The sequence below is a fragment of the Legionella shakespearei DSM 23087 genome (genome assembly GCF_000373765.1).
In the GTDB taxonomy this organism is placed as follows: Bacteria; Pseudomonadota; Gammaproteobacteria; order Legionellales; family Legionellaceae; genus Legionella; species Legionella shakespearei.
The window spans coordinates 30,281-37,802 of the sequence record NZ_KB892400.1 but is presented as its reverse complement, the minus strand read 5'-3'; the positions used below and the strand labels follow the sequence as shown (position 1 = coordinate 37,802).

Below are 7,522 nucleotides of genomic sequence, written 5' to 3'. Positions count from 1 at the left end.
TAAAACGATAGGCTCCCATCGTTTCATCCCAGCCCTTGCATGAGCCCGATATGCTTTTATCCGGCGATTTAAATAAACTCCCGAGCAATTTCTTAAAACGCTTATTTAATCGCTTATCTCCAAAATCTTCATCCTCTACTTCTTTTTCAACCCAATCTTCTGACATTTCCATAACTAATATCCACGCTTTTCTTCAAATGGGTCGATATTATTCTATTTGGAATTATTTGTGTATAAAGCAATGACCGTCAGGAAGCGGAACAGTTATCCTTGCACGTACTTATTTTTTGCACGAAAGAGTGTACGTTTAAAACGAACACTCTTTCGTTTCCTTGAGGAGGGCGTGTTTTTATGAGTGCAGATTATTGAGCAGAATAAGGCGAGAATTGAGTGACCTCAATTGCCAGCAATTTGAAATAATCATAAGACATGTAGAACTCGCCGTTATCACCAACGGCAGTGCTCCATGAGTTACGTAAGGTTAACAACCCTTTGTGTTTTACCCCATGATTATCTACCGCAACAGCATGATCATCGTATCCGGTGATGATCATTTCATGGCCTGCTTCTACACTATCTACGCCTTTTAATATTTCCGGTGTGAGCACCCAAGTGTCTTTATAAAGCCAGGTATTATGCTTCCCAACAGCTCCGGCTTCTCCCAAATCAACGCGCGGAAGCAGGACACCAAAAGTCAGGCGATTTTGTTGATTGATTGCTCTTTTTACTTCATTTAAAGTAATTTTCGGGTCTTTTTTATTATAAACATTAAGCCAACTTAATTCTTTACCAAAAACCAATTCACTCATTGATTTGAATTGCTCTGGATCCATATAAGAACTTGATTTGTGGGTTGAATAAGCAGGATATTCGGTTAAACCACCACATCCTTTTTTCTTTTGTTTTTTCTTGTTTACAATACCGTATTGTTCGATTTGGTTAACGACATCGGCTGCAAAACTGCCATTCCAGCCGCTATATCCATAACCATGATTTTCCAGATAAGTACCTAATTGTAAGTTACAGACCTGGCTAACATAATCACCTTTGTTCATCTCAGCATCTAAGGCACCGGTTACAGCAAAGGTCACACAGGTTCCATGCATGCCTTGATCCAGTACAGGAACGCCTTTCATACCTAATTGGATCTTCGTTGGAAATTCTGAGGTAGCAGCAGCTTTAAAAGACCGCAGGCCCTTGGATGCATCATTCGCACGACTTTTGAGCAGCGCTTTTTCTTCATCAGATAATTCAACTTTTAGTAATTGAATTACTTTGCCCCGAGCGGCAACATCCGGATTGGCATATGAGGGAATATGCGATGGATTTAAAGTGTGTTTGATGGAGCCAACAATAGTCACATCTTGCTCAACAGCATCAGCAAAAGCTCCAGATGTTGTCAGCATACCTAAAACGCAAATGGGTAGTAAAAAAGCGTTGATTCTAAGTTTCATAATGTTCCTCGGGTAATTGGTGTGTAATTATTGATCTTGCTGCTCTTAAAGTCAACTTAGAATTCAAGAATGAAGCGTATAGGCGGTGATGAAATGGGGATCGAAATGAGAGGCAGAATCAAAGTAGCCCGGCCTGCTCGCAACCGGGATGAGGAAGCTTAATTGTGTGGTATAACTGTTCCGCTTCCTGACGGTCGCGGCTCGGTTTCCGGTGCACGATGAAGTCAATACGAAAGCACGAAAACCGAGCCGCGACCGTGAGGAAGCGGAATTTTTGTTGTGACACAGAGACTGATTTAGTCAAAGTAGCCCGGTTTGCTTGCAACCGGGATGAGGAAGCTTAATTGTGGTACCGCTCCCGGCTACAAGCAACGTTGAAGTAATAAACGAAATCACGGTCTTAATGCAACAGCGCCAAAGAGCTTTGCAGAATCTTCATCTTCCAGTTTTTTACTCTCAGCTCTGAGAACCTTTAATTGGCGCTGGCAGGTATTCATCTCGTCACGCTTATCCCAGATTTGAAGATGCGTTCCATCATTGATGTCTTTTTTGATTTCCTCAATTTGCGTTGGAGTCAAGTCTTTGATATGACGGAAGAAGGCATACAAGGTAGCATTGATGTGTCTCAACTGTTCTTTTTCAGGTAAATTAGAAACTGGCTCTTTTAAATGACAGTCAATGGTATAACACACTGTAGTACGAATGTCGTTTGGTACCAGCAAAGTACCAAAAATCCGGTAATAAGTACTGTTTTTTATAAATGCAGGAATCAATCCTGGTGCGATACTCGACATGCCATCCAATCTAAGGACAACAATGGGTTTTTGAGTACGGATCGCAACTATGGCTGTTCCATTATATATCATGGGAGAGTCTTGACCGGCATAACAAATATTGCCTTGTGGAAACACGGCGAAACGACCGTTTTCATTGACTACCTTCACGGCTGATTCTATAGCATCTGAATTGGCAGTTCTTTCTGCGGTTCTATTAGTATTTTCTTTAACAGGTATGGTTTTAAAGGTTCTCATGAACGGGCCAACCACCGGTATCTTGTCATAGTGATCCGTTGCCCAAAATCGTAAAGGCTTACCCTTCATGTTCACACTCAATGCCAGTGCATCCGCACCTGATCTATGTGGGCCTACAGCTATTATAGAAGTGTCTTCCGGTATAGCCAGTTCTTGTGAATTGGTATGCAGGGTCAACATAAACATGCGAATCAATCCTACAATGGCACGAGTGGAACGGTGTTCATAGTCGAATGGATTCTTCCGCTCAAGATATCGAGTCAGAGCATAGGCCATCGCCATCAAACTACACAGGGCGAATAAATACCAATAAGCGTTATTGAGTAAATTGGAATTCTGATCTTCAGGGTTATCAAACATAAGTGCTCATCCTTTTGCTATTCAATCAAAACTTTGCCAATATAGATCAATAAGTAAATTAAATATAGAGTTTGAAACACAATTTAAGAAAAGAGCAGTTGTAGCCTTGATGCAGCAATTGGAACGCTCCGGGACGAAACCTATTTGAAATGCTACGTTTAATACAAATTGAGTATTTGTTGTTGAAGTCCGTCCCGGACCTACTGCTATTAAGTTAAGGAGTTCCGCCGTCCCGCGGCTTGTCCGCGGGATCCAGGAATTTCACTCCGAACTTAGATCTCTGGATACCGCGGACAAGCCGCGGTACGGTGGAGTATCGCTTAACTTAATGGGACCGTCTCCTACGTTTAAAACCCTTCGGTGTAATAAGTTCCGTAACTGAAATCAACACACTTGCCATCCATTTCATGATAGGTTGGGTAGCCGTCCGCATCGAGAACTGGATTACCATTACTATCCAGAATAGGATGTACATCCAGACCTTTGGGGCCTGAGTGACCGCAGTGCATATCACGGTAAGGAGTCAAAATCATATGCAGTTGTCGGCATACATGTGAATTTGAATTGGCACGGTACCAGGTACCTACAGGGACGGTATCCATGAATTGAAGACAGTTATTGTAGGCTGAAAACATATCTTGCCCACCAACATAGTTATAGCCTTCAGGATATTGATTTTGTCTATTCCAGAAATGCGAGCAGTGTCCGCTATTGGGAATCTGGCTGTATTCTGGTGGCAGAATCAAATAAGCACAAATGGCCTCTTTAGGTAAAGGAGGTGCAATCGCGCCCATGTTCAGAATGTTTAAATCATATTTGATGATATGATCTTTTTTGTTAAAGGTATAAAGTCCTGTTTGGGTCAACGTATAAGCAATCAATTGTCCATTCTCATCTTTCACTTCACCATAGGGAGAGGTCATATGAGAACAATCTTTGCCTGCCAGACAGAAATCAATATTGACTTCGACCGCAACTTTATCATCACTGGCTATCAGCGATTTCACTGTGGCATTAGTCGCCTTGCTGAAAACACTTAAGGCCAGTCCCCAGAAATATTCTTCAGCACCTAAAATGCCGTCGTATTTTCCCACTGGAGTCACTCGACCTTTGAGCGTCACTGCGGTGTTTGTTTCAAATATTGATTTAACCAGTTTTTCCCCTTCAGGGGTATGACTCATCACTTGTTGTGGCATGGTACCGAGCAATGAAGAATACAATCGTGCAACCACTTTCTTCCGTTTTTTTTGGGCAGCACTATTTCCTTTACAGGCTTGGCTCAGACTCAGAGATGATTTGCATTTGGGGATAGCATTACCACTGACTGCATAACTGTTTGCAGTCAACAGAAGAAGTGCTGAACATGCAAAATAGAACATATTTCGCTTCATAATATTTCCTTATTTTATTGAAGTTTACAAAATTAAAGCGAAAATATTCTATCAGTCTTGTTTGATTAACTAAAGCTGAATCCTGGATTACATCAGGGCAAACGCATATTTTGCTCATCACAAATCCAAACTGTGTCGTCCCCGCGCAGGCGGGGATCCATCTGACAGACAAAGTGAGGTGCCACTTTGAAAAATGGATTCCCGCCTGCGCGGGAATGACAGGAGCCAAGCGATAAATATGATCAATATAGGTTCAAAATGATATTGTATTGATCTGTTATTTACATAAGAAATTTCACAATATACGCACTTTATTTCAATTCGGCTTTATTATAACTATAATGTGCCAGCTTATATTTTCCTGGTAATTTAAAATGATTAAAAATAAAATCAGAGTCGGGTTGTTCGCTCTAATCTCCATTTTGGCGATTGATGGTTTTGCTAATCATTTAATGCTGAGAAGTTCTTCTATAACACCTAATGGTGTCATACCAGTGCAATTTACCTGTAATGGCGATAATTATTCTCCGCCATTCAATTGGACCGATACGAATAAAAACACCAAATCTTACGCTTTGATTGTCGAGAGAATTAACGAGTCTGGCCAGTTCTGGGTTAATTGGATAGTGTTTAATATTCCCACGCGATTTACAGGATTTCCCGAGGCTGTCACTCTTCCTGCAGGGGTTGAACGTGGACGTAATAGTTGGGGAACTAAAAACTACCGCGGCCCATGTACCAAGGGCGGCCCTTATGCCTACCATTTTCAGCTTTATGCCTTAGACACGCGTCTGAAACGCAGGGTAAATGCGAGTACTAAAGAAATCAAGAAAGCTATAAAAATGCATGCAATTGATTCTACAGAATTCATCGCTTTTTATGGTAAGCCGTTTTAAGGTCTTGAGATATAAAAGCCTGTTTTAACAAAGCTACAGACTACAAATAACCACTTACCGTATATTCTACGGTAAATCCTGTTCTTTTATTAAACTATGATGTTCAGGTTGTATTTTAATACTTCCAAAAGATAAAAATGATGACAGATGTCAGGTGCATTTTACAGTGTGAATCTGCGTCTTGCTCAACCCACTGTAGCTGCTTGACATCGAATCATCTTTTATATAGAAACCTTCATTATTTAATATAGGAAATGCTGTTATGGGATTAGAAAAGTTTTTTCAGGATACCTACCCTAAAATAGATGGGGCTGGCAGAAGCGCGAGTTATAAACTGAATCGCTTAATAAGAGACAATGAAACATCTCGTTGGCGTTATGTGTATGGCGCTGCCATCCCATTTTCTGCGGGCTTAAGCATGGCAACCATATTCACTACTGGTCTGTGCGGTGCTTTGGATTGCCTTATTCAATCCGCAAAAGAAGGTAAATTGGTATACGGTAATATGCAAACATCCATAGTCTATGGATCGGAATTATGGCGCAGTGTGCAGGCTTTGTTCATGGGGACTTATATGGCTTTAAGCTATAGCCCAAAAGAGGCAGCAGAAAAGTATTTAACTATAGCTGCTGATCCTCATAAAGCACGTTTAAACCGGGATGAAGCTGCCCGTGTTTATGCTATGGGAGATGGGTTAAAAGCATTCTTTATCAAGCACGGTATCGATCACAGAATGTGTTCTGGTACTGCATTAGGTGCTTTTAGAGATGGCGGAATCATTCTTAATGATGACGATGAAGATTATTTAGTCCATCCTGATGACGTCGAAAAGATGGAGAAATTATTTGAGGAGGGTACTTTCACTGCAGAAACCGGAATACAGGTGAGAAGGAAGGCTGTTACGGGAGGATGGCAGTGTTTTTATGAAGACAGTCCTAAAAAGTTTTTCTCAGATGAAGCTATAAAGGTAAATAATCCTGACGCTGAGCCTGATATTGGTGATCCATTTATTGATATCTTCCCTGCTGTCAGAAGAACCCTGGGTAATAAAGAAATTTTCACCTATGGCAAGCTTGAAATGTCAGCGCAATCACCCGGTGATTATCTTACTCCGAAAGAGTGGGGCACTGAACCTACAATATATCCCTTTGGCCCTACCACTGTCTGGGGTATTGAACGTGGGGCAATGTTAGAATATTTAAAACGTTGTTATGGTCCTACCGCTTTAGAATATAAAACACTTTTATTACCTCATAAATCCTATGCAGATGCTTCTGTTGAATTGCGCAAATCATACCAACTCGCACGTAATTGGGATTATAAAGGTGCTTTTTTTGAACTACGTAACGCTTATTCTACGGTAACTGCTAATCCATTGCCGCGTTTCATGCGAAATGAAACCCCTGTCTCAACTGATTTTGATAATGAAGTTTATAATGAAAAAAGGAACTCGATATGTATAAAGTAAGAGTATTTAACCCCGCTGACGATACGAACCGCAGGCACAATCCTGACCAAAGATGTATTTGGGTGGATGGCATTTTTGATATGTTCCATTTTGGCCATATCAACATCTTGAGAAATGCTCTGCTACGTGCCATTGAGAAATATCAGGGAAAAGATATTGTTCTTCATATTGGAGTATGTGGTGACGGGCAGGACGTTAAAAATTACAAGCGTCAACCTTATATGAATCTTGACGAGAGATGTTATGCCGTTGATTTAGCCATGAAAGAATTGCTTAAGGAAATGCAAGAAAATTATCCTGATGTGAAGATATCGTATCAGATAGTTCCCAATTCTCCTGTTGATCTTGATCCTGAACTTCCTGGAAAGTATCGCTTGAACACCATGTTCCATGGTAACGATTTCAAAGAAGCTGATATTGAAAAATGTTACGGACAAATCATGAAAGTATGTGATTTCGAAACGCTTCCTTATACCAAAGGCATTTCTACCACAGCATTATTGAAAGAGCTTAAAGAGACGGGAACTCTTGGAACCTGCCCTAATACTACGGGACTTCCGGTAGAAGAACTGGCTGCACGAGTGAAGGGAAGAGAAGCGGCACTCTTGAAACAAAAAGAAGCTGAAGAACAAGCAACAGCAAGTCAGGAAGAATTAGAATCTTCTTCTATGAGGCCGTAACGTCAGTGGGGGTATCTTGCAAGACTTCCCCCTAAAATCGATTGTTGTTCTTCACGATGAGAGCATGTACGGTCTCGGTTCGGAGCGTAGCCCGGTCTGCTTGCAGCCGGGATCGACGTGGTACCATCCCGGAGTGCAAGAAATAAAGTACGTGCCAATAGAACTGTTCCGCTTCCTGACGGTCGCGGCTCGGTTTTCGTGCGTTTGTATTTACTTTATCGTGCACCAGAAAACCGAGCCGC

At 41.4% G+C, this 7,522-nt stretch carries 7 protein-coding genes; 3 read left to right on the top strand and 4 right to left on the bottom strand.

What is annotated here, in order from left to right:
- The 4 genes from B094_RS16900 to B094_RS0108315 form a co-directional block, all read right to left on the bottom strand.
- Positions 1–166, bottom strand: a 166-nt coding sequence (locus B094_RS16900) for an IS4/Tn5 family transposase DNA-binding protein (RefSeq protein ID WP_248619523.1), incomplete at its 3' end; no start/stop codon positions are given.
- Positions 167–362: 196 nt separating this feature from the next.
- Positions 363–1,454: a C1 family peptidase gene (locus B094_RS0108325; RefSeq protein WP_018577349.1), complete on the bottom strand. Its 1,092-nt coding sequence runs from the start codon at positions 1,452–1,454 to the stop codon at positions 363–365.
- 392 nt (positions 1,455–1,846) lie between these two features.
- Positions 1,847–2,845, bottom strand: coding sequence for a lysophospholipid acyltransferase family protein (locus tag B094_RS15950; RefSeq protein WP_018577348.1), 999 nt, complete (start codon positions 2,843–2,845; stop codon positions 1,847–1,849).
- A 347-nt stretch (positions 2,846–3,192) separates the two neighbouring features.
- The gene (locus B094_RS0108315; protein WP_018577347.1) at positions 3,193–4,236 is read right to left on the bottom strand and encodes a hypothetical protein; all 1,044 of its coding nucleotides are present in this window, start codon (positions 4,234–4,236) and stop codon (positions 3,193–3,195) included.
- A gap of 374 nt (positions 4,237–4,610) precedes the next feature.
- Between B094_RS0108315 and B094_RS0108310 the strand changes: the two genes are divergently transcribed.
- The 3 genes from B094_RS0108310 to B094_RS0108300 all read left to right on the top strand — a co-directional run bounded on the left by B094_RS0108310 (position 4,611) and on the right by B094_RS0108300 (position 7,280).
- The gene (locus tag B094_RS0108310) at positions 4,611–5,132 is read left to right on the top strand and encodes a YbhB/YbcL family Raf kinase inhibitor-like protein (protein WP_018577346.1); all 522 of its coding nucleotides are present in this window, start codon (positions 4,611–4,613) and stop codon (positions 5,130–5,132) included.
- Between the two features lie 262 nt (positions 5,133–5,394).
- Positions 5,395–6,600: a LicD family protein gene (locus B094_RS0108305; RefSeq protein WP_018577345.1), complete on the top strand. Its 1,206-nt coding sequence runs from the start codon at positions 5,395–5,397 to the stop codon at positions 6,598–6,600.
- Positions 6,588–7,280: an adenylyltransferase/cytidyltransferase family protein gene (locus B094_RS0108300; RefSeq protein ID WP_018577344.1), complete on the top strand. Its 693-nt coding sequence runs from the start codon at positions 6,588–6,590 to the stop codon at positions 7,278–7,280. Before B094_RS0108305 ends, B094_RS0108300 begins: the two co-directional genes overlap by 13 nt.
- Positions 7,281–7,522 lie beyond the last annotated feature (242 nt).

Bases quoted from the DNA above. Each gene is read 5' to 3' on its own strand.
- B094_RS15950 (WP_018577348.1), bottom strand. From the start codon at position 2,845: ATGTTTGATAACCCTGAAGATCAGAATTCCAATTTACTCAATAACGCT.
- B094_RS0108305 (WP_018577345.1), top strand. From the start codon at position 5,395: ATGGGATTAGAAAAGTTTTTTCAGGATACCTACCCTAAAATAGATGGG.
- B094_RS0108325 (WP_018577349.1), bottom strand. From the start codon at position 1,454: ATGAAACTTAGAATCAACGCTTTTTTACTACCCATTTGCGTTTTAGGT.
- B094_RS0108315 (WP_018577347.1), bottom strand. From the start codon at position 4,236: ATGAAGCGAAATATGTTCTATTTTGCATGTTCAGCACTTCTTCTGTTG.
- B094_RS0108300 (WP_018577344.1), top strand. From the start codon at position 6,588: ATGTATAAAGTAAGAGTATTTAACCCCGCTGACGATACGAACCGCAGG.
- B094_RS0108310 (WP_018577346.1), top strand. From the start codon at position 4,611: ATGATTAAAAATAAAATCAGAGTCGGGTTGTTCGCTCTAATCTCCATT.